At 72.1% G+C, this 25,236-nt stretch carries 25 protein-coding genes; 13 read left to right on the top strand and 12 right to left on the bottom strand.

All coding sequences use genetic code 11. The annotated features are described in order from the left end of the window. Positions 1-17 precede the first annotated feature (17 nt). On the top strand, positions 18-1,424 hold the full coding sequence (locus tag ACFYM0_RS31280) for an NCS2 family permease (protein WP_388507170.1): 1,407 nt from the start codon (positions 18-20) through the stop codon (positions 1,422-1,424). Here the strand turns inward: ACFYM0_RS31280 and ACFYM0_RS31275 are convergent. Beyond that, complete coding sequence (locus ACFYM0_RS31275; protein ID WP_030156886.1) at positions 1,417-1,599, bottom strand: hypothetical protein; 183 nt, start codon at positions 1,597-1,599, stop codon at positions 1,417-1,419. The two genes, ACFYM0_RS31280 and ACFYM0_RS31275, sit on opposite strands and share 8 nt — an antisense overlap. 119 nt (positions 1,600-1,718) lie before the next feature. On the opposite strand from ACFYM0_RS31275, the gene ACFYM0_RS31270 reads away from it, so the two are divergent. From ACFYM0_RS31270 to thpR, 3 genes are all read left to right on the top strand, one after another. Continuing rightward, positions 1,719-2,156: a MarR family winged helix-turn-helix transcriptional regulator gene (locus ACFYM0_RS31270; RefSeq protein ID WP_388507168.1), complete on the top strand. Its 438-nt coding sequence runs from the start codon at positions 1,719-1,721 to the stop codon at positions 2,154-2,156. A 25-nt stretch (positions 2,157-2,181) separates the two neighbouring features. Continuing rightward, complete coding sequence (locus ACFYM0_RS31265) at positions 2,182-3,540, top strand: MFS transporter (protein ID WP_388507166.1); 1,359 nt, start codon at positions 2,182-2,184, stop codon at positions 3,538-3,540. 123 nt (positions 3,541-3,663) lie between these two features. After that, positions 3,664-4,254: an RNA 2',3'-cyclic phosphodiesterase gene (thpR, locus tag ACFYM0_RS31260; RefSeq protein WP_388507164.1), complete on the top strand. Its 591-nt coding sequence runs from the start codon at positions 3,664-3,666 to the stop codon at positions 4,252-4,254. A gap of 124 nt (positions 4,255-4,378) precedes the next feature. Here the strand turns inward: thpR and ACFYM0_RS31255 are convergent, their stop codons facing one another. Both ACFYM0_RS31255 and ACFYM0_RS31250 read right to left on the bottom strand, forming a co-directional pair. After that, positions 4,379-5,368: an aldo/keto reductase gene (locus ACFYM0_RS31255; RefSeq protein ID WP_327253439.1), complete on the bottom strand. Its 990-nt coding sequence runs from the start codon at positions 5,366-5,368 to the stop codon at positions 4,379-4,381. A gap of 59 nt (positions 5,369-5,427) precedes the next feature. Further along, on the bottom strand, positions 5,428-6,120 hold the full coding sequence (locus ACFYM0_RS31250; RefSeq protein ID WP_388507161.1) for a GDSL-type esterase/lipase family protein: 693 nt from the start codon (positions 6,118-6,120) through the stop codon (positions 5,428-5,430). Positions 6,121-6,196: 76 nt separating this feature from the next. Here ACFYM0_RS31250 and ACFYM0_RS31245 point away from each other — a divergent pair, with 76 nt between their 5' ends. Further along, the gene (locus ACFYM0_RS31245; protein ID WP_388507160.1) at positions 6,197-7,231 is read left to right on the top strand and encodes a WD40 repeat domain-containing protein; all 1,035 of its coding nucleotides are present in this window, start codon (positions 6,197-6,199) and stop codon (positions 7,229-7,231) included. 180 nt (positions 7,232-7,411) lie between these two features. Here ACFYM0_RS31245 and ACFYM0_RS31240 read toward each other — a convergent pair whose 3' ends face one another. From ACFYM0_RS31240 to rfbB, 6 genes are all read right to left on the bottom strand, one after another. Beyond that, entirely contained in the window at positions 7,412-8,914 is a 1,503-nt protein-coding gene (locus ACFYM0_RS31240) for an SPFH domain-containing protein (protein ID WP_388507158.1), read from the bottom strand. Between the two features lie 127 nt (positions 8,915-9,041). Further along, the gene (locus ACFYM0_RS31235; protein ID WP_266878693.1) at positions 9,042-9,260 is read right to left on the bottom strand and encodes a hypothetical protein; all 219 of its coding nucleotides are present in this window, start codon (positions 9,258-9,260) and stop codon (positions 9,042-9,044) included. Positions 9,261-9,277: 17 nt separating this feature from the next. Beyond that, positions 9,278-10,585 carry a nitrate/sulfonate/bicarbonate ABC transporter ATP-binding protein gene (locus ACFYM0_RS31230; RefSeq protein ID WP_388507156.1) on the bottom strand — a complete coding sequence of 436 codons (1,308 nt, stop codon included), beginning with the start codon at positions 10,583-10,585 and terminating at the stop codon, positions 9,278-9,280. An 86-nt stretch (positions 10,586-10,671) separates the two neighbouring features. Next, the gene (locus ACFYM0_RS31225; RefSeq protein ID WP_388507154.1) at positions 10,672-12,414 is read right to left on the bottom strand and encodes an ABC transporter permease; all 1,743 of its coding nucleotides are present in this window, start codon (positions 12,412-12,414) and stop codon (positions 10,672-10,674) included. A gap of 42 nt (positions 12,415-12,456) precedes the next feature. Further along, positions 12,457-13,845 (bottom strand): lipopolysaccharide biosynthesis protein, encoded by a 1,389-nt coding sequence (locus ACFYM0_RS31220; protein WP_388507152.1) that lies wholly within the window; start codon positions 13,843-13,845, stop codon positions 12,457-12,459. Further along, complete coding sequence (gene rfbB, locus ACFYM0_RS31215; protein ID WP_388507150.1) at positions 13,842-14,819, bottom strand: dTDP-glucose 4,6-dehydratase; 978 nt, start codon at positions 14,817-14,819, stop codon at positions 13,842-13,844. Before rfbB ends, ACFYM0_RS31220 begins: the two co-directional genes overlap by 4 nt. A gap of 250 nt (positions 14,820-15,069) precedes the next feature. Here rfbB and ACFYM0_RS31210 point away from each other — a divergent pair, with 250 nt between their 5' ends. The 3 genes from ACFYM0_RS31210 (at position 15,070) to ACFYM0_RS31200 (ending at position 18,357) form a co-directional block, all read left to right on the top strand. Continuing rightward, positions 15,070-15,966, top strand: a complete 897-nt coding sequence (locus ACFYM0_RS31210) for a glycosyltransferase family 2 protein (RefSeq protein ID WP_388507148.1) — start codon at positions 15,070-15,072, stop codon at positions 15,964-15,966. A gap of 79 nt (positions 15,967-16,045) precedes the next feature. Next, positions 16,046-16,999, top strand: a complete 954-nt coding sequence (locus ACFYM0_RS31205) for an NAD-dependent epimerase/dehydratase family protein (RefSeq protein WP_388507146.1) — start codon at positions 16,046-16,048, stop codon at positions 16,997-16,999. Between the two features lie 98 nt (positions 17,000-17,097). Next, on the top strand, positions 17,098-18,357 hold the full coding sequence (locus tag ACFYM0_RS31200) for an acyltransferase family protein (RefSeq protein ID WP_388507144.1): 1,260 nt from the start codon (positions 17,098-17,100) through the stop codon (positions 18,355-18,357). Positions 18,358-18,470: 113 nt separating this feature from the next. Here the strand turns inward: ACFYM0_RS31200 and ACFYM0_RS31195 are convergent, their stop codons facing one another. Further along, positions 18,471-19,379, bottom strand: a complete 909-nt coding sequence (locus ACFYM0_RS31195) for a DUF3027 domain-containing protein (protein ID WP_388507143.1) — start codon at positions 19,377-19,379, stop codon at positions 18,471-18,473. Positions 19,380-19,716: 337 nt separating this feature from the next. On the opposite strand from ACFYM0_RS31195, the gene ACFYM0_RS31190 reads away from it, so the two are divergent. The 4 genes from ACFYM0_RS31190 (at position 19,717) to ACFYM0_RS31175 (ending at position 23,272) form a co-directional block, all read left to right on the top strand. Then, positions 19,717-21,099 carry an MFS transporter gene (locus tag ACFYM0_RS31190; protein ID WP_388507141.1) on the top strand — a complete coding sequence of 461 codons (1,383 nt, stop codon included), beginning with the start codon at positions 19,717-19,719 and terminating at the stop codon, positions 21,097-21,099. A 100-nt stretch (positions 21,100-21,199) separates the two neighbouring features. Beyond that, on the top strand, positions 21,200-21,685 hold the full coding sequence (locus ACFYM0_RS31185) for a DUF2771 domain-containing protein (protein ID WP_388507139.1): 486 nt from the start codon (positions 21,200-21,202) through the stop codon (positions 21,683-21,685). Between the two features lie 13 nt (positions 21,686-21,698). Further along, complete coding sequence (locus ACFYM0_RS31180) at positions 21,699-22,415, top strand: futalosine hydrolase (protein ID WP_388507137.1); 717 nt, start codon at positions 21,699-21,701, stop codon at positions 22,413-22,415. Next, complete coding sequence (locus ACFYM0_RS31175) at positions 22,412-23,272, top strand: 1,4-dihydroxy-6-naphthoate synthase (protein ID WP_388507135.1); 861 nt, start codon at positions 22,412-22,414, stop codon at positions 23,270-23,272. Before ACFYM0_RS31180 ends, ACFYM0_RS31175 begins: the two co-directional genes overlap by 4 nt. A 67-nt stretch (positions 23,273-23,339) precedes the next feature. Here the strand turns inward: ACFYM0_RS31175 and ACFYM0_RS31170 are convergent, their stop codons facing one another. Beyond that, positions 23,340-23,723, bottom strand: a complete 384-nt coding sequence (locus tag ACFYM0_RS31170; protein WP_327253456.1) for a cold-shock protein — start codon at positions 23,721-23,723, stop codon at positions 23,340-23,342. A 143-nt stretch (positions 23,724-23,866) separates the two neighbouring features. Between ACFYM0_RS31170 and ACFYM0_RS31165 the strand changes: the two genes are divergently transcribed. Further along, entirely contained in the window at positions 23,867-24,133 is a 267-nt protein-coding gene (locus tag ACFYM0_RS31165; protein ID WP_388507133.1) for a hypothetical protein, read from the top strand. A 10-nt stretch (positions 24,134-24,143) separates the two neighbouring features. Here the strand turns inward: ACFYM0_RS31165 and ACFYM0_RS31160 are convergent, their stop codons facing one another. Then, a complete protein-coding gene (locus tag ACFYM0_RS31160; RefSeq protein ID WP_388507131.1) occupies positions 24,144-24,773 on the bottom strand; it encodes an HAD family hydrolase in 630 nt (209 codons plus the stop codon). Positions 24,774-25,236 lie beyond the last annotated feature (463 nt).

The following is a 25,236-nucleotide window of genomic DNA, read 5'->3' as shown; positions in this document are numbered from 1 at the left end:
TGAGGACCAGGACCCCCATGAGCACGTCGGCCCCCGTGGACCGCTACTTCAAGATCTCCGAGCGCGGCTCGACCATCGGCCGCGAGGTCCGCGGCGGGTTCGCCACCTTCTTCGCGATGGCCTACATCATCGTGCTGAACCCGATCATCCTGGGCAGCGCGAAGGACATGTACGGCAACCAGCTCGACGGCGGCCAGCTGGTCACCGCCACCGTGCTGACCGCGGCCTTCACCACCCTCCTGATGGGCGTCATCGGCAACGTCCCGATCGCCCTCGCGGCCGGCCTCGGCGTCAACACCGTCGTCGCCCTCCAGCTCGCCCCGCGCATGAGCTGGCCCGACGCCATGGGCATGGTGGTCCTGGCGGGCTTCGTGGTGATGCTGCTGGTCGCCACCGGCCTGCGCGAGCGCGTCATGAACGCGGTCCCGCTCGGCCTGCGCAAGGGCATCGCGATCGGCATCGGCCTGTTCATCCTGCTGATCGGCCTGGTCGACTCGGGCTTCGTCACCCGCATCCCGGACCTCGCCCACACCACGGTCCCGATCCAGCTCGGCAGCAACGGCCACCTGCACGGCTGGCCCGTCCTGATCTTCGTGGTCGGCGTCCTGCTGACGCTCACCCTGATCATCCGCAAGACCCCCGGCGCGATCCTGATCTCCATCGTGGCCATGACCGTCGCCGCCCTGGCGATCCAGCTGATCGTCAAGCTCCCGGACGCCGCCTGGGGCCTGACGGTCCCCGAATGGCCGGGCAACCCGGTGGCGGCGCCCGACTTCGGCCTCATCGGTCAGGTCAGCCTGTTCGGCGGCTTCGGCAAGGTCGGCATGCTGACGGGCATCCTGTTCGTCTTCACCGTGCTGCTGTCCTGCTTCTTCGACGCGATGGGCACCATCCTCGGGGTCGGCGACGAGGCGAAGCTGACGAAGCCGGACGGCTCCTTCCCCGGCATCAACCGGGTCCTGTTCGTGGACGGCATGGCCGTCGCCGCGGGCGGCGCCTCCTCCTCCTCGGCCACCACCTGCTTCGTGGAGTCCACGGCCGGCGTCGGCGAGGGCGCCAGGACGGGCCTGGCGAACATCGTGACGGGCGGCCTCTTCACCGTGTCGCTGTTCCTCACGCCGCTCGCCACGATGGTCCCCTCGCAGGCGGCCACGCCCGCTCTCGTCGCGGTCGGCTTCCTGATCATGGCCGGCTCGGTCAGGGACATCGACTGGAACGACTTCACGATCGCCGTCCCGGCCTTCCTGGCCATGGTGATGATGCCGTTCACGTACTCGATCACCAACGGCATCGGCATCGGCTTCGTGGCCTTCTCCGCACTGCGACTGGCGACCGGCCGGGGCCGCGAGGTCCCGGTGGCCATGTACATCGTGTCGGCGGTCTTCGTCTTCTACTACGCGATGCCGGCCCTGGGCCTCACGTAAGGCCGTAGAACTTCTCCGTCTCGTCGACGGCCGCCTTGAAGCGTTCGTCGAAATCGTCACGAATGAGCGTCCGGACCACATAGTCCTGGACGCTCATTCCTCGTTTGGCGGCATGAGTCCGGAGCCTGTCGAGGAGCTCCCCGTCTATGCGCATGCTCAGCACATGTGTCCCCATGCCGAAAGAGTCGGGGCACAGGGCATGGACGCGTGTCACTTTCCGCGGCCGACTCACCCGTACGAGTGACACCAGATAAGTGGTGTTCCTTAGGAAGAGTAATGAGTTACTCTAAAGACATGCATGACCTTTCCCATGGTGACGACGCAGCCGCCGTGAACGACCTCCGCTCCGCCGTCATGCGGCTGGGCCGGCGCCTCAAGCACCAGCGCGTCGACGAATCGCTGAGCCCGACCGAGATGTCGGTGCTCGGCACCCTCGCCCGCTGCGGCCAGGCCACCCCCGGTGAGCTGGCCCGGCGCGAGCACGTGCAGCCGCCGTCCATGACGCGCATCGTCGCGTTGCTGGAAGCCAAGGGACTGGTCACGCTGGAACCGCACCCCGACGACCGCCGCCAGAAGGTGGTCCGCCAGACGGAGGAGGCCGAAGCGATGCTCGAAGAGAGCCGTCGCAAGCGCAACGCCTTCCTCGCCGGGCTCGCGGCCGAGCTGACCGAGGCCGAATGGGCGAAGCTGCGCGAAGCCGCGCCCGTCCTGGACAAGCTCGCGCACCTATAGGAACGACGCCAGGAGGCGACCCCTTTTGAGTACGGGACCCGGAGCAGACTCCGCCCCCGGCCACACACCCACCACTACGCGCACGCACCGCACGTCCAAGAACGCGCCGGACAAGAACTCGATGTTCAGCTCGCTGAAGATCCGGAACTACCGGCTCTTCGCCACCGGCCAGGTCGTCTCGAACACCGGCACCTGGATGCAGCGCATCGCACAGGACTGGCTGGTCCTGTCGCTGACCGGATCCGCCTCGGCGGTCGGCATCACCATCGCGCTGCAGTTCCTGCCGATGATGCTGTTCGGGCTCTACGGAGGCGTACTCGCCGACCGGCTCCCCAAGCGGCCGCTGCTGCTCTGCACCCAGGCGGCCATGGGCCTCACCGGCCTCGCACTCGGTGTCCTCGTCCTCGCCGGCCACGTCAACGTCTGGCACGTCTACCTCGCCGCCTTCCTCCTCGGCCTGGTCACCGTCGTGGACAACCCGGCCCGGCAGACCTTCGTCTCCGAAATGGTCGGCAAGGACCAGGTGGCCAACGCGGTCAGCCTGAACTCGGCCAACTTCCAGTCCGCACGACTGGTCGGCCCCGCCATCGCCGGTGTCCTCATCACCGCCGTCGGCTCCGGCTGGGCCTTCCTGCTCAACGGCCTGTCCTTCGCGGCGCCGATCGCGGCGCTGCTGCTGATGCGGACCCGCGAACTGCACCGGGTCGAGGTCCAGCCCCGCGCGAAGGGACAGCTCCGCGAAGGCCTGCGGTACGTCGCCGGACGGCCCGAGCTGATCTGGCCGATCGTGCTCGTCGGCTTCATCGGCACCTTCGGCTTCAACTTCCCGATCTGGCTGTCCGCCTTCGTCAGCAAGGTCTTCCACGGCGACGCGGGCACGTACGGGCTCTTCAACACCCTGATCGCGGCGGGCTCCCTGGCGGGTGCCCTGCTGGCGGCCCGGCGGGGCCTGTCCCGCCTGCGGCTGCTGGTCGCGGCGGCGGTGCTCTTCTCCGTCCTCCTCCTCGTGACGGCCTTCGCGCCGAGCTTCTGGCTGTTCGCGGCGCTGCTCGTCCCCCTCGGGGTCTTCGGCCTGACGGTGAACGTCACCGCGAACTCCAGCGTCCAGATGGCCACCGACCCCGAGATGCGGGGCCGGGTGATGGCCTTGTTCATGATGGTCTTCACCGGCGGCACCCCGATCGGGGCCCCGCTGGTCGGCTGGGTCACGGACACCTACGGCGCGCGGATCGGCATGGCCGCGGGCGGAGCGGTCTCCCTGGCCGCGGCCGTCACGATCGGCCTCGTCCTCTCCCGCGTCGGCAACCTCCGCCTCAGCGTGAACCGCCACGGCGTGACCTTCGTCCCCTCGGACCGCCACCGCCAGCTGGCGACGGCGGCGTAGGGCCTGGCGGTGCCTGAAGGCGCCTCAACCGCCGGCGGGGCTGGAAAATCCAGCCCCGCCGGCGTTTGGGGCCGGCCCCCCGGCAACGGCGCCGCACCGGGCACCCGCGGCTAGGCTCGGGCCATGAGACTGTTCGCAGCCGTCATCCCGCCCGCGACGGCGGTCGCAGAACTGGCCGAGGCCGTCCGCGGCCTCCACGACGACCACCTGCGCTGGACCGCGGAAGCGGGCTGGCACTTCACCCTCGCCTTCATGGGCGAGGTCCGCGACGAGGTCCTCCCCGAGCTCCACACCCGCCTCGCCCGCGCCGCGGCCCGGAGCACCCCCTTCCCGCTGCGGATCCACGGCTCCGGCCACTTCGGCCACCGCTCCCTGTGGGCCGGCGCCGCCGGAGACCTCGACGCCCTGCGCATGCTCGCCGAACGCGCCGACGCCGCCGCCCGGCGCTCCGGGGTGCCCATGGACCAGCACCACCGCTACACCCCGCACCTCACCCTCGGCCGGCTCCGCGACGAGCGGCACGACGTCCGCCCCTACTCCACGGCCCTGGCCTCCTTCGAGGGAGCCGTCTGGCAGGTCGGCGAGCTCAGCCTGGTCCGCAGCAACCTGCCCGACTCCGGCGTCCCGGGCGAGCAGCCCCGCTACGAGGTCGTCGGCTCCTGGGAACTGGGCGAGCCCGCCCCTCCGTACGAAGGGCGGGCCCGGTCGCGTTAGGCTCGACGGGTGGATCCCAAGACCAGAAACCGCGTCATGGCCGGTGTGCTCGTACTGATGTTCGTCGTGGTGGCCGTGGCCGCCGCCGTGGGCCAGTAAGGACGGCAGGCCCGCCGGGCGGCCCCTACCAGGCGAACGCCTCCGGAGCCGGTCCCGGCCCGGGGAAGACCTCGTCCAGCCCGGCCAGCACCTCCGGCGACAGCTCCAGCTCCACCGCGCGCAGCGCGGACGCGAGCTGCTCCGGCGTACGCGGACCGACGATCGGACCGGTGACCCCGGGACGTGTCAGCAGCCAGGCCAGGGCGACCTCGCCGGGCTCCAGTCCGTGCTTGTCCAGCAGGTCCTCGTACGCCTGCACCTGCGCCCGTACGGAACTGTTCGCGAGCGCGTCCGCCGAGCGGCCGCTCGCCGTCCGCCCCGACTCCGCCGCCTTGCGGATGGCCCCGCCCAGCAGCCCGCCGTGCAGCGGGGACCACGGGATGACGCCGAGCCCGTACGCCTCGGCCGCCGGGATGATCTCCAGCTCCGCCCGCCGCTCGGCGAGGTTGTAGAGGCACTGCTCGCTGACCAGGCCGAGCCGCCCCGAACGCGCCGCGGCCTCGTTGGCCTGGGCGATCTTCCAGCCGGGGAAGTTCGAGGAGCCGGCGTACAGCACCTTGCCCTGCTGGATCAGGACCTCGACGGCCTGCCAGATCTCCTCGAAGGGCGTCAGCCGGTCCACGTGGTGGAACTGGTAGATGTCGATGTAGTCGGTGTTCAGGCGCTTGAGGCTGGCGTCCACCGCCCGCCGGATGTTGAGCGCCGACAGCCGGTCGTAGTTGGGCCACGGGTCACCCTCCGCGGCCATGCTCCCGTAGACCTTGGTGGCGAGGACCGTCTTCTCACGGCGTCCGCCGCCCTGGCCGAACCAGGTACCGATGATCTCCTCGGTACGGCCCTTGTTCTCGCCCCACCCATACACGTTGGCCGTGTCGAAGTAGTTGATACCGGCGTCGAGGGCCGTGTCCATGAGGGCGTGACTCTCCGGCTCACCCGTCTGGGGGCCGAAGTTCATGGTGCCGAGGACAAGTCGGCTGACCTTGAGACCGGTGCGTCCGAGCTGCGTGTACTCCATGGGCCACTAGCCAACTGCCTGGAGTGCGCTCGAAGCAAGACCCGCTCGTGAAGCGCGTGTTACGTGTCCTGCCGCGGCCGGTACGGACCGCCCAGGCCCCAGGCCTGGTGCAGGACCGCTGCGAACTCCCCCGCCAGGCGGTGCTCGCCGGAGGCGTTGGGGTGCGTGCCGTCGTAGGTGTCCCGGTCGATGTCGTACGCCTCCGGGCGGGCGGCCAGCAGGATCGGCGAAGCGGGGGTCGACAGGTCGGCGACCGCCTTGGCGAGCAGCTCGTTGAAGAGCTCGACCTGCTGCGCGAAGGGCGCGTCGTCACGGGCCCGGACGTTGGGTATGACGGGGAGCAGGACCATCCGTATCCCGGGCCGGGCGGCGCGGGCCTCCGCGATGAACCGGCGGACGTTGGCGGCGGTGCCCTCGGCCGAGGTGTAGAAGCCCAGGTCGATCAGCCCGAGGGAAACCAGCAGCACGTCGGCCCCGCAGGACCGGACCGCGGGCCCGATGAGCGGGGCCATGTGCTGCCAGCCCTCGCCCCAGCCGGCCAGGTGCCGGCGGGCGCCGTCGGGGAAGCCGGGGTCGGCGTAGGCCTCGCTGGTCGGCGCGTCCGCGAGGGCGTCGTAGAGGCGGCTGCGGGGGCCGACGATCTCGTACGGGCCGCCGAAGGCGGTCTCGAGGTGCTGCCACATCCGATAGCGCCAGGTGTAGTCGCCGGCGCATCCGACGGTCATGGAATCCCCGACGAACATGAAATGCATCCGGTCATCTTCGCGGATCACCGGGCCGCGGCCCCTGTGATGCCGGACACGCGGGGCGGGCTGGCAGGGTAGGGGGATGCGCCCGCACCTGCTGCCCCTGACCGCCGCCGCTGCCGTCCTCGCCCTGCTGCCCTCGGCCGCCGCCGCCGCGGCCGGGTCGGCCGGGTCCGGGTCCGCCGCGTCCGGGTTCACGATCACCGACCCCCGGATCAAGGAGTCGAGCGGGCTCGCGGCCAGCCGGATCCACCCCGGCGTCTACTGGACGCACAACGACAGCGACGACGGCCCGTACGTGTACGCCGTGGACTCCGCGACCGGGAAGACGGTCGCGCGGATCACCCTGACGGGCATCGGCACACCGCGGGACATCGAGGGGATCTCGCTGGGCCCGGACGGGCGGCTGTACGTCGGCGACATCGGGGACAACCGGGGCGGCTCCTGGAACCACGTGTGGATCTACCGGTTCGCCGAGCCGAAGACGCTTCGGGACGCCACGCTCAAGGCCGAGCAGTTCACGGTGAAGTACGCCGACGGGCCGCGGAACGCGGAGGCGCTGATGGTGCATCCGGTGACGGGGCGGGTGTACATCGCCAGCAAGGACGAGAAGGCCGGCGGGCTGTACGAGGGCCCGGAGGCGCTGTCCGCCTCCGGCACGAACACCTTCCGGAGGATCGGGGACGTCCCGTGGGTCACGGACGGGGCGTTCTCCCCGGACGGGGGGCGGCTCGCGCTGCGGGGGTACTTGTGGGCGAGGACGTACCCGTGGAAGGACGGGCGGCCCGCCGGCGACGGGGAGGCGGTGGCCGCGCCGTGGCAGGGGCAGGCGGAGTCCGTGACGTACACGGCGGACGGGACGACGCTGATGTTCGGGGCGGAGGGGGCGAACAGCCGGGTCGTCGCCGTGCCGGTGGCCCCGGCCGCGAAGCCCTCGCCTTCGTCCTCCGGCTCCGGCCCGGGCTCCGGCTCGGGATCCGCCGCTCCGGATCCTTCCGCGGGCGCGCCCGCCGCCCCCGACGGGGGGAGCTTCACGAAGGGCGCCCTCGTCCTGGTCGCGGCCCTGACCCTGACCCTTGCCGCGAAGCGGCTCCTCCGCCGCCGCCCCAAGCCCTGACCCTCCGGGCCGGGGGGCGGGTGCGGATGGTGGGCCCTGCGGGACGAAGTCCCCTACCCGCCCTTCGCCCGTTCCCCGGGGCTGCGCCCGGACCCCTCCCGGGGCTCCGCCCCGGACCCCGGTCCTCAAACGCCGGACGGCTGACATGGCGCTCCGGCGTTTGAGGAGCAGGGGTCCCTCTCAGGCCCCCTGGATCGGGATCTGGTGGGAGGTCCCGGCAGAGGATCCGTTGGCCGGGGCTTCCGCCGGAGGGGTCGGCTGCGACATCGTCGACAGGAGTTGGCGGGCCAGGCCCAGGCCCGTGCCGCCCATCGTCAGGGCCTTCGCGAACATCTCCGACATGCCCTCCGCCCCGTTGAGCAAGATCATGTGCTCTACGTTGCCGAAGGCGCCCGCTCCCGCCTCCACGATCGCCGGCCAGTTCTCGGCGAGCTGCTGCGCGACCACCGCCTCCTGGTTCTCCGCCAGCGCAGCGGCCCGCGCCTGGATGGCCGCCGCCTCCGCGAGGCCCTTCGCCTTGGCAGCCTCCGCCTGCGCCAGCCCGTTCGCCTGGGCCGACGCCGCCTCCGCGAGGCCCTTGGCCTGGGTCGCCGCCGCCTCCGCCTCGCCGGTCGCGCGGGTGGCCGTCGCCGCGGCCAGGCCGCGCGCCTCCGTGGCCTTCGCGTCGGCCGCGGCCGCCGTCGTCACCCGGGTCGCCTCGGCTGCGGCCGCCAGCTCCGTCTCCTTCGCCTTGGCCTGCGCCGCCGAGATGCGGGCGTCGCGGTCCGCTTCGGCCCGGGTCCGGGTCTCGTACGCCGCCGCGTCCGCCGGCTTGCGCACGTCCGCCTGGAGCTGCTGCTCGCGCCGGTGGGCCTCCAGCTCCGCCACCCGGGTCTCCTGGACCACCACCTCCTGCCGCGCCGCCGCCTCCGACAGCGGGCCCGCCTGCCGTGCCGTCGCGGCCGCCTTGTCCCGCTCGGCCTGGTAGCCGGCCTGGAGGATCTCGCTGTCCCGGGTGGCCTCCGACATCCGCGCGAAGGCGGCCTGTTCGGCCTCGGTGGCCCGCAGGTTGGCGTCCGCCTGGGCGATCCGCGCGTCCCGCTGGACGGCCGCCGCGTGCGGCATCGCCAGGTTCTTGATGTAGCCCGTCGGGTCCTCGATCTCGTGGATCTGGAGGGAGTCGACGATCAGGCCGAGCTTCTCCATCTCCGTCCCGCACGCCGCCCGGGTCTGCCCGGTCAGCTTCTCCCGGTCGCGGATCATGTCCTCGACCGTCAGGCCGCCCACGATGGACCGCAGATGGCCGGCGAAGACGATGTGCACCCGCTCCGGCATCATCTTCTGCTGGTCCAGGAAGCGGCGGGCCGCGTTGGCGATGGACACGAAGTCGTCGCCGATCTTGAAGATGACCACGCCCTTGACCCGCAGCGGAATGCCCTGGTGGGTCACGCAGTCCACGTTCAGCTGGGTCTCGTTGAGGTCCAGCGACAGCTTCCGGACGGCCTGCACGCCGGGCATCACCATGGTTCCCCGCCCGGTGACGATCCGGAAGCCCATGCCCTCCGCGATGCCCTCGGTCTTGTGCGCGGAGCCGGAGATGACCAGCGCCTCATTGGGCTCGGCCACCCGCCACATGAGCTTGAACAGGCCGATCGCGGCCGCGATCGCACCCACGACCATCCCTGCCAGTACGCCGACAGACATCGGCAACTCCCCCTCGTACGCGGTGGCGTTCGCCACCGGGAAGGCGAGTGTGCGCCCGCGTCAAGGCAGCGGGAAGACGGCTGCCGAATCTTGTCGCCATCTTGGTACGAGAGGGCGCGGCCCCTGGTCAGTCGCCGTACGCGGCCATCACGTAGACCGTCCGCGGCGGCAGGTACTCGACCACCGTGACCACCGTCCCGACCGCCAGCCGGCCCGTCCCCGGCGCCGGGTGTGCGAGGAAGTGCTCGGCTCCGCCCCGGATCCGCACGATGACCTCGCCGACCAGCCCCGGCCCGACCGTTCCGGTGACCCGGCCGTCCAGTCCCACCATGTCCGATTCCCCCATGCACCGAGCGTACGGGGCTATCCCCGTGCCGGGTCCTCGTCGAGCCGGTATTCCTCGCCGTCCGCGTGATAGCCGTACAGCTCCCCGTAGCGGCCCCAGTCCGTCGCCGTCTCCAGTTGCTGCTCCAGCTGCTCGCTCGTGTAGTGGTGCGAGAGGAGGTCGCGGAAGAAGCCGGCCCGCTGGGTGCCGCCCCGGGAGCGCCGCAGGGTGGTGTGGATCAGGTGGACCAGCGGAACCTCCATGGCCCCCTCGGCGAACAGTTCCTTCGACTCCTGTACGTCGGCCCCCGCGAAGGCGGTGCCGCGCGCGGTCAGCACCAGGTGCAGGTCCCGTACCTCGGCCAGGCCCAGCAGTTCCAGCCCGTCCACCTGGGGCAGTACGTCGTCCACCTCGAGGCCCAGTTCCTCGGCGAGGTCGGCGAGGTCCACGCTGCCGTCGCCGGTGCCCCGCTGGAGCACGATCTCGGCGAGGCCCGCCATGCCGTCGACGCTGGCCGCCGGGAGCGGGGTGTTGGCCGGGGTGCGCTTGGCCGGCGGGGCCGTGGCCGGGGTCTTGGCGGTGCGGCCGGTCATCACCGCGTACACGGCGTCCACGATCCGTTCGAAGTCCGCGCCGCCCCGGTCCCGGGGGCGGGCCAGGTCCACCGCGAAGGTCTCCTTGATGGTGCCGTAGGGCCGCGAGCCCAGCACCACCACCCGGTCGGCCATCAGCACCGCCTCCTCGATGTTGTGCGTGACCAGCACCACCGCCTTGGCGGGGAAGCGGTCGGAGGCCCACAGCTCCATCAGCTCGCCGCGCAGGTTCTCGGCGGTGAGCACGTCCAGCGCGGAGAACGGCTCGTCCATCATCAGCACGTCCGGTTCCACGACGAGCGCCCGGGCGAAGCCGACGCGCTGGCGCATCCCTCCGCTGAGCTCCTTCGGGTACGCCGACTCGAAGCCGTCGAGACCGATCAGGTCGATGGCCTCCACCGCCTGCCGGGCCCGCGCCTCGCGGTCCATGCCCTTTGCCTCCAGGCCGAGTTCCACGTTCTGCTGCACCGTCAGCCAGGGCAGCAGCGCGAAGGTCTGGAACACCATCGCCGTGCCCGGGTTCGCCCCGCGCAGCTCCTCGCCCCGGTAGGTGACCGAGCCGGAGCTGGCGGGGATCAGCCCCGCGAGGCAGCGCAGCAGGGTGGACTTGCCGCTGCCGGACTTCCCGAGGAGGGCGACGATCTCGCCCTCGTGGATCTCCAGGTCGATGCCGCCGAGTACGGGCAGCTCCCCGTCGGCGCCGGCGTAGGACTTGGTGAGGGCGGCGGCCTGGAGGATCGTGGTCGCGGTCATCGGGACGGGCTCCTCGGATCGGGCGGGCGGGCGGGCGGAATCCAGACGGACCGGACGGACCGGACGGACCGGACGGACTGGATGGATCAGATGGAGTAGCGGCGCTCCGCGAGCCGGTACAGAGGCCGCCAGAACAGCCGGTTGAGGCCGACGACGTACAGGCTCATGACGGCGATCCCGGCGATCAGCTTGGGGAAGTCCCCGGCCTCGGTGGCGTGGAAGATGTACGCGCCCAGGCCGGTCGCCGACAGGGTCGTACCGGCGAAGGTGACGACCTCTCCGACGATGGAGGCGTTCCAGGCGCCGCCCGAGGCGGTGATGCCTCCGGTGACGTACGAGGGGAACACGGCCGGGACGATCAGGCGCTTCCAGCGCTGGAGCCCGCGGACGCCGAGGTCGTCCATGGCCTCCTTGAGGTCGGAGGGGATGGCCATGGCTCCGGCGATGGCGTTGAAGAGGATGTACCACTGCGCGCCGAGGGCCATCAGCAGGATGCAGCCGATGTTGATGTTCAGCCCGGTCTCGAGGAAGAACCAGACGGCCACCGGGAAGAGCAGGTTCGCGGGGAAGCTCGCCAGGACCTGCACGACGGGCTGGGCGATCTTCGTGAGCCGGGGCGAGGAGCCGATCCACACGCCCACGGGCACCCATACGACGGTGGCGGCGGCGACGAGCACGATCACCCGGACGAAGGTGATCAGCCCGAGCAGCAGCGGTTCCCCGAAGACCCCGAGGCCGGTCTCGCGCTGGAGGTAGCGCACGAGGTCGTACAGGCCCCACAGGATGACCGCTCCGGCGACGACGGCGAAGATCACGTCGCCGGCCCGGCGGCGGGCCGGGTCCACGGACAGCGCCATGTCGTCGCGGCCCAGTACGCGGGCGGCCCGGCCGGTGGCGTCGCGGGCGGGGGCGGTGGCGCGGCCGAGCAGGCGGGGCCAGTGGGAGCGGCGCAGGAAGTCCAGTACGTAGCTGCGCTGGACGTCGGTGGATTCCGACTGCTCGTTCTTGTACTTCTCCGCCCAGGCGGTGAGGGGTCGCCAGAAGACGAAGTTGACGGTGACGATGGTGACGGTCATCGCGAGGATGACCCAGCCGACCTTCCCGAGGTCCCCCTCGCCGATCGCGGTGCCCGCGTACGAGCCGAGGCCGGGGACGGCGTACTCCTGCCCGGAGACGGAGACCGCCTCGGAGGCCACGAGCATGAACCAGCCGCCGGCGAAGCTCATCATGCCGTTCCACACCAGATCGATGACCCCGGCGGGGACCTCCACGCGCCAGAAGCGCATCCAGCGGGTGAAGCCGAACGAGCGGGAGACCTCGTCGAGTTCACGGGGCAGGGACGTCAGGGTGGCGTAGAACCCGAAGGTCATGTTCCAGGCCTGCGAGGTGAAGATGGCGAAGACGACGGCGCATTCGAGGCCGAGGAGCGAGCCGGGGAAGAGTGCGACGAAGAAGGTGACGAGGACGGAGAGGAAGCCGAGGACGGGGACGGACTGGAGGATGTCCAGGGCCGGGATCAGCACCCGTTCCAGGCGGCGGCTGCGGGCGGCGGCGTAGGCGTAGGCGAAGGTGAAGACCACGGAGGCGACGAGCGCGATGAACATGCGCAGGACGCTGCGGGCGGCGTAGTACGGGAGCTTCGCGGGGTCCGTGTCCACGTCGGGGACGTCGGCGGGGTCGAAGTTGACGGTGGTGCCCTTGCCGACCTGGAGGATCGCGTACCCGAGCACGAGGAAGGCGGCGGCCACGGCGAAGTCCACCCAGGACAGGCGGGTGCGCGTGGGGGCCGCCTGGCCGGTGTGGGTCTCGGGGCGCGCGGAGGTCTTCATCCCGCCCAGCGGAACACGCCGGGCAACCGGCCACACCCCAGGTCACCCAACCGGGCGAGGTCCTCCTGGGGCGGCCGGGGCCCGGCGCGGGAAGGTCGCCCACAGGGCCGCGGCCATGGCGACGACCGCGGCGAGCGAGGCCAGCGCGCAGGCGAGGGACACGCGGGTGGAGACCTCGCCGGGGAGCAGGGTCGCGCCGGTCAGGACCAGGGTGGCCACGACCCAGCCGAGCAGTTGCAGGCGGTGCTCGTGCAGGACCAGGAGGGCCTGGCCGAGCACCATGGCCAGCATGGAGAAGAGGGTGCCGGAGGAGATCCAGAAGAACACGGCACGGCCGAGCCCGGCCTCGGCCTCGAAGAGCACCTCGATGAGCCACGGGCCGAACAGGGTGGCCGGGACGCCCCCGGCCAGGCCGAGCGCGGTGACGACCAGGGAGGTCCGCCCGAGGAGCCGGGAGAAGCCGGCGCGGTCGCCGGCGGCCGCCGCGGTGGACAGCCCGGAGAGCAGCGAGGCCTGGAGCGAGCCGAAGACGAAGAGCGGTACCCGGGCGAGCACGATCGCGTTCAGCAGACCCGCGACGAGCGCGCCGTCCTCGGGCGCGAGGAGCTTGGTGCTGACCACGGCGGCGTTGACGACGACCTGGGACAGCAGAGTGGAGACGACGAGCGGGCCGAGGCCGCCGAGCAGCCCCGGCCACCGGTCGGACGGCCCCCGGCCGAGCCCCCGGAAGACGGGTACCGAGGTGGCCAGGGCGGCGGCGAGCGGGGCGGCGGTGAGGATGAGGGCGAAGGCCATCGGGGAGCGGACCCCGGCGAGGGCGAAGCCCACGGCGAGGCCGATGCGCAGGACGCCGTCGATGCCCAGCTGCCGGCCGAACGGGCCGAACCTGCCGAGGCCGGCCAGGACCCCCCGGGAGATGTTGCCGACGGCCATGGCGGCGAAGGCCAGGCCGAGCGCGCCGACCATATCGGTGTGCCCGTTGAAGAACGTGTCCGCGAGGATCGGGGTCGCCCAGGCCAGCCCGGCCGCCAGCAGGACGAGCATGCCGAGGGTGAGCCCGGCGATCTGGCGCAGGACGCCCGAGACGCCAGTGCCGGAGACGCGGTGCGCGGCGACGATCCGGGTGAGCTCCTGCTCCACGGGGAAGAAGAGGCCGATGCCCACGGACATGAGGATCGTCCAGAGCACCGAGAGGGCGGCCATGCCGTCGGTGTCGAGGCTGTGGCCCGCCGCCATCAGGTGGATGTACGAGGCCGCGCCCAGGACGACCGTGCCGCTGATCACCGGCAGGGTTCCGGGGGGCAGGGTGCTCGCGATCCTCCCCAGCGGCGACCGCTTCCCGGACGCGTCCGCGTCCGGGACGCCCACGGCCGTATCCGGGACGCCCACGGCCGCGTCCGGAGCGTTCACGGCCGCGTCCGGAGCGTTCACGGCTGCCGGGCGGCCTTCGCCTTGAGCGGCTCCCACCAGGCGCGGTTCTCGCGGTACCAGTCGATCGTCGAGGCCAGGCCCTCTTCGAAGCCGACCTGTGGCGCGTAGCCGAGCTCCTCGCTGATCTTGGTGATGTCGAGGGAGTAGCGCAGGTCGTGGCCCTTGCGGTCCTCCACCGGCTCGACCATGTCCCAGTCGGCGCCGGCGGCGTCCAGCAGCAGGCCGGTGAGCTCCTTGTTGGTGAGCTCGACGCCGCCGCCGATGTTGTAGACGTGCCCGGCGCGGCCCTTGAGCAGCGCCAGCTCGATGCCGCGGCAGTGGTCCGCGACGTGCAGCCAGTCACGGATGTTGCCGCCCGTGCCGTAGAGCGGGACCTTCTTGCCGTCGATCAGGTTCGTGGTGAAGAGCGGGACGACCTTCTCGGGAAACTGGTACGGCCCGTAGTTGTTGGAGCAGCGCGTCACCACGACGTCCATGCCGTGAGTGCGGTGGTAGGCCAGCGCGAGCAGGTCGGATCCCGCCTTGGACGCGGAGTACGGGGAGTTCGGCGCGAGCGGCCACTCCTCGGTCCAGGAGCCCTCGCTGATCGAGCCGTACACCTCGTCGGTGGAGACGTGGACGAAGCGGCCGACGCCGTGCTTGCGGGCGGCGTCCAGCAGCACCTGCGTGCCCACGACGTTGGTCATCACGAAGGGGCCGGCTCCGGCGATGGAACGGTCCACGTGGGACTCGGCGGCGAAGTGCACCACCGCGTCGTGGCCGGCCATGACCTGGTCGACGGCGCCGGCGTCACAGATGTCACCGCGGACGAAGGCGTAACCGGGGTGGCCCGCCACGGGCGCGAGGTTCTCCTCGACGCCCGAATAGGTCAGCTTGTCGAAGACCGTGATCGTGGCGGCAGGGTCTGCCGAGAGGAGGGAGCGTACGAACTGCGAGCCTATGAAACCGGCGCCACCGGTCACGAGAATGCGCATAGTGCGGTCACTGTACTGGGCCATCCGGGCGCTGTGGGCCCCGCGTTGACGGGGGCCGGAACCCGCTCCGCCGCGCCACGGACTGTTCATGGAGCCGTCCCGTTCCCGCCCCGTTCCAGCCCCTCGCGCGGACGCCCGGGTCGGGCATCCTGCCCGATTACGAGGAAGGCCCGGCCCACCGTCGGTCACTGAGCGGCGGCCACCGGACACCTCCCGTCCCGTCCCCTGCGAAGGACCCGGTGCACCCCCGATGACCACTCTCGACATCATGCTTCCCTACTACGGCGACGTGGCCCTGATGCAGGCCGCGGTACGGAGCGTGCTGGCGCAGACCGACCCCGACTGGCGGCTCACGGTGGTGGACGACGGCACGGAGCCGTCCGTTCCCGGCTGGTTCGCGGAGCTCGACGACCCGCGCGTCTCCTACCGGCGCAACGAGCGGAACCTCGGCGTCACCGGCAACTACCGCACGTGCCTGGGGCTGGTCCGCGAGGCGCACTTCGTGCTGATGGGCACCGACGACATCATGCTGCCCTCGTACGTGGCCACCATCCGGGCCGCGCTCGCGAAGCACCCCGGCATCGGCATGATCCAGCCGGGCGTCGAGGTCATCGACGGAGCGGGCAAGCCCACCGAGGGACTCGTCGACCAGTCCAAGCGCCGCCTGTACAAACCCGCGTTCAAGGGCGAGGTGCTGATGGGCGGCGAGGCGCTCGCCACGAGCCTGCTGCGCGGGAACTGGCTGTTCTTCCCCTCCATCTGCTGGCGCACCGAGGCCGTCCGCACGGCGGGTTTCCGGGACGGACTGGAGGTCACCCAGGACCTCGCCCTGGTCATCGACGTGCTGCAGGCCGGCGAGCAGATGCTCCTGTCGGACACCCTGTGCTTCCAGTACCGCCGGCACGCCGTCAGCATCTCCTCCCGGCAGGCCTTCACCGGCGTCCGCTTCGAAGAGGCGAACCGCTTCTTCATGGACGTCGCCGACCGGCTGGACGGCACGGGCTGGACGAAGGCCGCCAAGGCCTCCCGGCTGCACCTGTCCTCCCGGATCCACGCCCTGACGATGCTCCCCGGCGCGCTGAAGAACAAGCAGGCCGAGGGCGCCCGCACCCTGCTGCGGCACGTCGCCGGCGCCGACCACCGCTGAGGGACACCCCCCGGCAGCCGCCGCTGACGGCGCACCCCCGCAGCCCCCACTCCCTCCCCACCGTCCGGAGCCGACGCCCATGTCCCTCGCCAGCCAGCCCCTGCCCCGTGTGGCCGTCCTCGGAGCCACCGGCTTCATCGGCCGGGCCCTGTGCGCCGCGCTCGACGAGCGCGGCCACGGCCTGCTCGCCGTCGCCCGCAAGCGGCCGCCCATCCCACTGCCGGGCGCGTTCGTCGCCTTCGACCTCACCCTCGACCCGCCGGGCGGGCTCGCCGCGATCCTCGCGGCACACCGGATCGACGTCATCGTCAACGCGGCGGGCGGCAACTGGGGCCTGACCGAGGAACAGATGGTCCCGGCCAACCTCGGCATGGTCGAGCGCCTGCTGGAGACCCTCGAGGCCATGGCGAAGCCGCCGCGGCTGGTGCACATCGGATCCGTGCACGAGTACGGGCTCTTCCCGATCGGCACGAGCATCACCGAGGACTCCCCCGCACACCCCTCGACGGTCTACGGAGAACTCAAGCTCCGGGCCACCCGGCTGATCACCGAGGCCGTCCGCGACCGCGGCCTGGACGCCCTCGTGCTGCGCCTGGGCAACGTCGTGGGAGCGGGCCAGCCCGCGCACAGCCTCCTCGGCGTCATGGCGGCCAAGCTGGCCGAGGGCCGGACCGCCGGCGGTGCGGAGCTGTCGCTGATGCCCCTCACCGCCCGGCGCGAGTTCCTCCACCTCCTCGACGCGGTGGAGGCCGTGACCGCCGCCCTCGCCCCGGCGCGCTCCTGCCCGCCGGTCCTCAACCTCGGACTCGGCCGGGCCACGTCCGCCCGCGAGGTGGTCGAGCTCCTGATCGAGGAGAGCCGCGTACCGACGCGGATCGTCGAGGTGCCCGCGCCGGACGGAAGCGGCCCGGAGACCGAGTGGCACCGGTTCGACATGTCCGCCACCGAGCGGGCGCTGGACTGGAAGCCGAGCCGGAGCCTCGGCGACGCCGTCGCCGAGCTGTGGGCCGCGGTCTGCCCGGTCGGCGTCTGACCGGTCGGCGTCCGACCGGGACCGCCGGTCCCCGCAGGCGCACCGCCGGGCTCCCGGCGAACCCCCGGCGAACCCCTCCAAGGAAGTCTGGCTCCCCCATGTCTCGCAGCGCACCCGTCCTGCCCGGCCGGCGCGGAACCCTCGGTGAGCTGTACTCGCCAAGGGCCAACGGCTTCGGCGTACTGCGCCTGGTCCTCGCCTCGTCGGTCGTGCTCTCCCACCTGTGGCCGATCGGTTGGGGCCCCCTGGACCCGATGTGGAAGTACACCGGGGCACAGACCGACGTCGGCAAGATGGCCGTCATCGGCTTCTTCGTCCTGTCGGGGTTCATGATCACGGGCAGTGGCGCCCGCAGCACCTGCGGCCGCTACGCCTGGCACCGCGCCCTGCGCATCCTGCCCGGCCTGTGGGGTTCGCTCCTCGTCTCCGCGCTGGTCGTCCTCCCCCTGCTGTACTCCCACCTGCACGGCTCGACGGACGGGTACTGGAACCACCCCGAGGGCCCGGTCAGTTACCTCCGGGGCACGTGGAACACCTCGATCAGCACCCACTGGGACATTTCCGGTGTGCTGAGCGAGGGAAAGGCCCGCGGAACCAACTTCGACCCCGGCGTCAACGGCGCCCTGTGGTCCCTCAAGTACGAGATCTTCTGCTACGTGATGGTCGGCGTGCTGGCCGCCTCCGGCGCGCTCCGGCGGGCCCGCAGGCTCGTCCCGCTGTCGGCGGCCGCACTGGGCCTGCTGATCCTGCGGGACTGGGTCACCGCCCCGACGCCGCGCGGCGTCCCCGGTGACATGCAGGCCGCCGTGCAGGTGCCGCTCCTGGGCTCCATGTCGGTGCACTTCCTCGTCCACCTGTGCTTCGTGTTCCTGATCGGCGCCACGTTCCAGCTGTACCGCGACCGGGTGCCGGTCCACGACGGCCTGGCGCTGGTCTGCGCCGCGGTGCTCGGCGGCACGCTGGTCTACGGCGGGGTCTTCGTCTTCGGCTACCCCGCGTTCGCGTACCTGCTGCTGTGGCTGGCGATCCGGCTGCCGCGGCCGTTCCAGGGGATCGGGCGCAAGCGGGACTACTCGTACGGGATCTACATCTACGGCTTCACGGTGGAACAGGCGCTGGCCCTGCTGGGCTGCGCGCAGTACGGCAAGCCCGTCTTCCTGCTGCTGGCCATGGCCGGCACGGTGCTGCTGGCGGCGCTGTCCTGGCACCTGATCGAGTCGCCCGCCATGAAGCTGAAGGACTGGACACCGTGGTTCGTCCGCCGGCTCCGGCAGCGCGGGACCCCTGCGGTGCCGCCACGGCCGCGGTCTGCCGCCGCGGACGAACCGGAGCCGGCCCGGGCGGCCGGCACCGGCTGACGCGGTCGCGTCACGGTTGCAGTCGCAGCCGCAGCCGCCGTCGCCGTCCCCGTCGCCCAACAAGAACGGCGCGGGCCGGGCCCTGCCGGGCCGGGCGCGCGCCGTTCCTGGTGTCAGGAGTGACCGAGGTCCGGGGCCAAGGGGTCCGTGGTGAGGACCGAGCCGGAGTCGGAGGACGGGCGGAGGTGGAACTCGTCCGAGGCCATCGAGTCCAGGACGGGCGGCGCGGGCCGCGGCGGCTTCGGCATGACGGCGGCCTCCGAGTGGCCGCCGCAGCCGTAGGACAGGGAGACCAGCCGGCCGTCCGCCGGTCCGAACTCGTTCGCGCAGATGCCGAAGGCCTGGCCCAGCGAGCCGCCGATGGCGACGAGGAAGCCACAGGAGACGCACGAGGCGGGAGCCGCCTGAGCCATCGGGGTCTTCGCGCCGAACGACTCGTCCCAGCGGTCGGCCGCACTGTGCAGCCCGTAGCGGGAGAGGACGCGCGCACGGCGCATGCCCAGTTCCTCGGCCACCGAGGTGATGGAGCCGCGTACGGGCACCACCGCGCGGTCGGTGACGTCGGCGTCCTCCGCCTCGACCAGTTCGGCCATTTCGGTGGACACCACCGAGTTCGGCGGCGGGGCGTCCTCGCCCGACCAGCCGGGCTCCAGCCGCAGGTCCTCGGCGTCCGTGGGGAGCAGGTCCCCCGGACCCATGTCGCCCGGCCTCAGCCGTTCGCTCCACGGCACCCACTCGGGGGCCAGCAGGGCGTCGTCGCCCGGCAGCAGCACCGTTTCGTCGAGGGTGACGTTCTTCGCGCGGGACGCACGGGTCACCGTCACGGCCCAGCGCCAGCCGCGGTACCCGGGGTCCTTGCACTCGAAGAAGTGCGTGACGACCCGGTCGCCCTCCGAGATGGCAGCGGTGTGCTCGCCCACCACTCCGGGATAGGCGGCCTCTTCGGCCGCCGCCCTGGCGAGGGCTACCGCCTCGACGCACAGGCGGTCGGGGGTACGGCTTCGCGTCGTCGCAGCACTCACAGGTCTCGTTCTCTCCTACGCCGTCTCACGAGTGCGCCGTCCGTACTTGTCGTCCACAACGACCCGTCGGCTGTCCCTACGTAGCGCGGGCGGAGCGGACCAGGGGGCCGCGTCGACGTCCGCGCCCGATCGGGTTCCAGGGCGCACCTACCTGCGATCCATTCTGCGGGATCGCGAAGAGGCGCGCGGCCAGGAGCAACCGCCGGTGGCGCGCTACGCACGCTACCCTCTCCGGCGCCTTCGGCCCACATGCAAGGTCCGATTCGCGGACACCCACGGCCGACGCGGGGCGCGGCCGGGTCCCCGCGACGCGCCGGGAAGGGTCCCGGGGGGCCGAGTGGGGCACTATGGCCACGTGGCACCCGTACGGTCGTCCGATGACGGCTCGGGACCGGCCAGGCGGGCCGGCCGGGCGATCGGGCGTGCCCTGCACCTGCCGTTCACCGGTACGGCGCGCGGGATCCGGCGGGCCACGCACGCGCACGGGGCGGGCGAATCGGGCCTCGGCAAACTGATCGAGCTACACGCGATCAACGGCGCCGGTGATGTGATGATCACAGTCGCTCTCGCCTCCACCGTCTTCTTCTCCGTCCCCACGGACGAGGCACGCGGCCGAGTGGCCCTGTACCTCGCCATCACGATGGCCCCCTTCACCCTGCTGGCTCCGGTGATCGGCCCCCTGCTGGACCGGCTGCCGCACGGACGGCGGGCCGCGATGGCCGGCGCGATGCTCACCCGGGCCCTGCTGGCCGTGATGATGTCGGGCGCGGTGGCCACGGGCGGCCTGGAGCTGTATCCGGCCGCCCTCGGGGTGCTCGTCGCCTCCAAGGCCTACGGGGTGGTGCGCAGCGCCGTGGTCCCCCGGCTCCTCCCACCGGGGTTCTCCCTGGTCAAGGCGAACTCCCGGGTCACCCTGGCCGGCCTGCTGGCCACCGGGGCCGCCGCGCCCGTGGGCGCCGCCCTGCACACGATCGGCCCGCCGTGGCCGCTGTACGGGGCGTGCGCGATCTTCATCTGGGGCACCTTCGCGGCGTTCACGCTGCCGCACAAGGTCGACGAGGCCAAGGGCGAACGCCGGGCCCGGCTCTCCACCCACGAGGCGCACTCGAAGCGCCCCGGACTGCGGACGGTCAGCCGGCCGGTGCTGTGCGGGCTGCTGGCGAACGCGTCGATGCGCGGGCTGTCCGGGTTCCTGATCTTCTTCCTGGCGTTCCTGCTGCGCGAGCACCCGCTCGCCGGGCAGAGCGCCGCGGTGTCCCTGGGCATCGTCGGCGTCTCGGCCGGCGTCGGCAACGCCTGCGGGACCGCCGTCGGAGCCTGGCTCCGGGCCCGGGCGCCCGAGGCGATCATCGCCGCCGTCCTGTCCCTGACCCTCGCGGTGGCCGTCCTCGCCGCGGTCTTCTTCAGCGGGGTGTTCATGGCCGTCCTGGGCGCGACGGCCGGCTTCTGCCAGGCCCTCGCGAAGCTCTCGCTGGACGCGATGATCCAGCGCGACGTGCCGGAGGCCGTCCGCACGTCGGCCTTCGCCCGTTCGGAGACCCTGCTCCAGGTGGCCTGGGTGCTGGGCGGCTCGATCGGCATCGCCCTCCCCCTGAACGGCGTCCTGGGCATGTCCGTCGCCGCGGTGGTGGTCGCCCTCGGCACGACGATGGCCCTGCGCGGCTTCCTCACGTCCCCGCGCCACCAGCACCCGACGTCGTCGCGGCCGCGGGTGGCGTAGGCCGTCTCGTTCGGATCTTGCCGGGGGCGCTTGCGCCACGGCGGCACACCACAGGACCCCGTGCAGCAAGGCACGCCACCCGCCCGATAGCCTTCGGCTCATGACCGCACCGCTTTTCTCGGGTAGGGCCCGCCGCAGCGTCGCGGCCCTCGGAGCCGTTTCCGCCGGCCTCCTCCTCCTCTCCGCCTGTGACAAGCCGACGCCGCTGGCGACCGTGACGGTCGGCACCTCGTCGGTGTCCACCGAAGCCGCCTGCAGCGACAGCAAGGAACTCACGGGCGAGAAGGTCCAGGAGTGCTTCGCCGACGTGAAGCACGCCAAGAACATCGACTACGGCCGTGGCGACACGCTGCGCCTGGGTGTCGAGCCGGACGTCGTCGAGGACGGCAAGAAGTGGCAGGCGGTCCTCGACGGGCAGCCGATCACCGAGCCCTCCTCCAACACCTACCGCAGCTTCCCCGGCGCCGACCTGTTCGCCACCGGCGGCCAGGGCGATGCCCCGGCCTCCAAGAAGCTGAACATCGTCCAGGTCTCCGAGGACGGCAAGCCCCTCGCCGTCTGGGCCTTCAACGTCAAGCTCAAGTAGTCACGTACCCACCATGCGCGCGCTCATCGTGACCGCGGTGACGGCGGAGGCCGACTCCGTCGTCCGAGGCCTGTCCGGTCCGGACCGCTCCCCGGGTCCCGAGCCGCGCACCCTCCCCGGCGGTTACCTCATCCACCGCCGGGGAGCCTTCGACGTGCTGGTCGCCGGAGTCGGCCCGGCCGCCGCGGCCGCCGGTACCGCGACCGCCCTGGCGGTCGCGGCCGCCCCCGACGGCTACGGCCTCGTCGTCTCCGCCGGCATCGGCGGCGGGTTCGCGCCCGCCGCCCCGATCGGCTCCCTCGTGGTCGCCGACGCGATCGTCGCCGCCGACCTGGGCGCCGACACCCCGCAGGGGTTCCTCACCGTCTCGGAACTCGGCTTCGGCCGCAGCGTGCACCTGCCTCCCGCAGAGCTCGCCGCGCGCGCCGCCGAGGCGACCGGGGCACTGCTCGCGCCCGTCCTGACCGTCTCCACCGTCACCGGCACGGCCGCCCGTACGACCGCCCTCGCCGCCCGGCACCCGCTCGCCGGGGCCGAGGCCATGGAGGGCTTCGGGGTCGCCGAGGCCGCCGCCGCCCACGGGCTGCCCGTACTGGAAGTCCGTGCCGTCTCCAACGCCGTGGGCCCCCGGGACCGCGACGCCTGGCGGATCGGGGAGGCGCTGACCGCGCTGGCCGACGGCTTCCGGGCCCTGGGCCCCGTACTCGCTTCCTGGGGAGGACCTCCATGACCGGAACAGACGCCACGGCACCCGTACGGATCGCGTACTCGCCCTGCCCGAACGACACCTTCGTCTTCGACGCCTGGGCCCACGGCCGGGTCCCCGGCGCGCCCGCCCTCGACGTCACCTTCGCCGACATCGACCTCACCAACGGCATGGCCGAGCGCGGCGAGCTCGACGTGCTGAAGGTCTCCTACGCCGTCCTGCCCTGGGTCCTGGAGGAGTACGCGCTCCTGCCCTGCGGCGGCGCGCTGGGCCGTGGTTGCGGACCCCTGGTCCTGACCCGGGAGCCGGGCCTGGACCTGACCGGCAAGACGGTCGCGGTCCCGAGCGAACGCTCCACCGCCTACCTGCTGTTCCGCCTGTGGGCAGCCGACGTGCTGCCGGACGGGGTCGGCAAGGTGGTCGTCCTCCCCTTCCACGAGATCATGCCCGCCGTGCGCGACGGCCGCGTGGACGCCGGACTGGTCATCCACGAGGCCCGGTTCACCTACCGGGACTACGGACTGCACTGCCTGGCCGACATGGGCGAGCACTGGGAGTCCACGACCGGACTCCCGATCCCGCTCGGCGCGATCATCGCCAAGCGGTCCCTGGGCACGGACGCGCTGCGCGCCCTCGCCGAGTCGGCCCGTACGTCGGTCCGGATGGCCTGGTCGGACCCGGAGGCGTCCCGGCCCTACGTACGGGCGCACGCGCAGGAGCTGGACCCGGCCGTCGCCGACCAGCACATCGGGCTGTACGTCAACGAGTTCACCGCCGACCTCGGCGAAGCCGGCTACGCGGCCGTCCGCGGGCTGCTGACCCGGGCCGCCGCGGAGGGTCTGGTTCCGGCCATCGCGGCCGACGCCCTGGCCTTCCCGTAGGCCTTCCCCCGGGCATGAACGTGCCCCGCGGCCCTGGCGGGCGGCGGGGCACGGCCCTGCACGAGGCTCAGACGTCGAGCTGGTCGGCCACCGCCCGCAGCATGCCGGCGATCTTCCCGCCCTGCGCCTTGTCGGGGTAACGGCCCCGCTCCAGCGACTGCGTGACGTTCTCCAGCACGGTCGTGAGGTCCTGCACGATGGACGCCAGCTCGTCCGGCTTGCGCCGCTGCGCGGCCGCGACGGAGGGTGCCGGATCCAGGACGATCACCGAAAGTGCCTGGTCACCGCGCTGCCCCGCGACAACGCCAAACTCGACACGCTGGCCGGGCTTGAGCGCGTCCAGCCCGTCGGGGAGCACCGACGAGTGGACGAAGACGTCGCCGCCGTCGTCGCGGGAGAGGAAGCCGAAGCCCTTCTCACTGTTGAACCATTTGACCTTGCCGGTAGGCACGTCCGTCCTCTGTCCTTGCGTTCGTCGGGTGGGAAGCGGGCCGCAGGCCCGCACCTCTCAGGCTAGTTGCCCCTCTCCGGGTGACAAGACGTTCCCCGGTCCTTCGCGGGTGACCGCTCCGGCCAGGGAACTACCCTGGTCGAGTGACTGTTACTCCTCAGCCCGAGCAGGCCGCCGACGACACCGGCCGCCCCGGCGACGCGCTCGTCAAGGCCGGCGGCATCGTCTTCATCGTCGGCGCCGTGGCCACGCTCGCCACGATGGCCCCGCTCTTCCTCGACGTGGACCCGTTCCCGTCGTACGCGTGGGCCGTGTGCATGCTCATGGGCGTCGGCTTCGCGATCTCGGCGGCGGGCGTACTGCGCTCGGCCGCCGCGCAGCGCACGGCGGCCCGCGCCTCGCAGGCGTAGGGGTCAGCGGTTACGCGGTCCGCGTGCGCTCGTACTCCGCGAGCCAGGCCGGCAGCTCCGTGAGGTCGGTCAGGACCACGTCCGCGCCCGCCGCGCGCAGTTCCGGCTCCGGGCACGGGCCCGTCGGGACCGTCACCGACACCGCGCCGGCCGTGCGGGCGCCGCGGACGTCGCCGACGTGGTCGCCGACGTAGACCTGGGCCGCGTACTCGCGCAGGGCGACCGCCTTGGCCTCCGCCCACAGCGAGCCGATGACCGCGTCGGGCTTGATGCCCAGGTGGTCCAGGTGCAGGCGGGCGTTGGGCTCGTGCTTGGCGGTGACGACGATCGCGCGGCCGCCGAGGGCCCGGACCGCTTCGACCGCCTCGCGGGCGCCGGGCATCGCCGGGGTCGGCTCGATGGCGTGTGTGGGATAGATCTCCCGGTAGCGGTCGGCCACGGCGGGGATCTCCGCCTCCGGGAACCAGTACGCGAGCTCCTGGTCCAGCGGCGGACCGAGGCGGGAAATGGTCTGCTCGGTGTCGATGAACGTCCCCGTCTCGGCCGAAAGCGCCTCGAAGGCGGCCTTGATGCCGGGCCGGGAGTCGATGAGGGTCATGTCGAGGTCGAATCCGACGGTCAGCTGCGTCTCGGGGCTCATGCCTTCCATTGTGCCGAGCCGGGCACTGCGGACGGGAACACCGGCTGAGCCCCACCCGACCAGGCGGTGAACTGGTCCGTCCCTGCGGGCGAAGTCCCCGCTGCGGCCCTTGCCGCTGCGCGGGGCGAAGTCCCCGCTGCGACCCTTTGCCGCTGCGCGGGGCGAAGTCCCCGACCCGCCCTTCCACCGTTCCCAGGGCCGGCCCTGACCCGGTCCTCAAACGCCGGACGGGCTGGGGAGGGGTACCGGGCTGCGCCCGGCCCCCCTGGGGCTCCGCCCCAGACCCCGGTCCTCAAACGCCGGACGGCTGAAATACCCGACCGGGGTCGGAGGCTTCCGGGGCGGGGACGGGGGCGGGGTGGGGTGTTGGCCTGGACGTAAAGCGTGATGTGTGGCGCAGGTACACCCCACGGCTGTCGAAGTCGAGCCCAGGGCGCCTAAATCATGCAGTCCAGGCCGACAC

The sequence above is a fragment of the Streptomyces sp. NPDC006487 genome, from assembly GCF_042870555.1.
Taxonomy (GTDB): Bacteria; Actinomycetota; Actinomycetes; order Streptomycetales; family Streptomycetaceae; genus Streptomyces.
This window is presented reverse-complemented; position numbering and strand designations above follow the sequence as displayed.